This window comes from Syntrophales bacterium (assembly GCA_026417625.1).
In the GTDB taxonomy this organism is placed as follows: Bacteria; Desulfobacterota; Syntrophia; order Syntrophales; family UBA8958; genus JAOACW01.
Map to the genome: position 1 here is coordinate 1 of JAOACW010000029.1, position 543 is coordinate 543.

The window sequence follows — 543 nt, forward strand, 5'->3', positions numbered from 1 at the left end:
ATATTTATCAGGTGGGTGGGGACGGCAAGCATATTCTTGCCGGAGAGGCAACAAGACTTGCTTTCCTCGGAGACATGATCAGCATACCGGGTAAATTCGGATATATTGCCAAATTTGTCAGTATTGGAGATCTGTTTGTAGTTATGGGAATATTTGCTCTGATACTTCAAATCTTACTTGAAAACGAATCAAAGGATAAATCGGAAGGTAATTTAGCAGGACATAAATGATTAAAAGTGATCAAAAATTATGCTTTGTGGAGGAATTATAAATGAAAAAAATTATAGAAAAGATAATCGGCAGTTACAGCGATAGAGAATTGAAAAGAATAATTCCTGTTGTTGATAAGATTGAAGCTTTGGAGCCAAAAATAAAGGAACTGACTGACGAAAAGCTAAAAGGAATGACTGCAGAGTTCAAAGCAAGACTGGAAAAGGGTGAAACTCTGGATGATATATTGCCTGAGGCCTTTGCTGTAGTAAGGGAAGCCTCTAGAAGAGTGTTGGGGATGAGGCATTTCAGGGTTCAGCTTATAGGTGGTAT

2 protein-coding genes are annotated in these 543 nt (G+C 38.1%); both read left to right on the forward strand.

Annotated features, from left to right (window positions below):
• A partial coding sequence (locus N2317_08845) for a DUF5317 domain-containing protein (GenBank protein ID MCX7817592.1) occupies nucleotides 1-230 on the forward strand: 230 nt, incomplete at its 5' end.
• 41 nt (nucleotides 231-271) lie between these two features.
• Nucleotides 272-543 (forward strand): preprotein translocase subunit SecA (gene secA, locus N2317_08850; GenBank protein MCX7817593.1); only part of this gene is annotated, 272 nt, incomplete at its 3' end.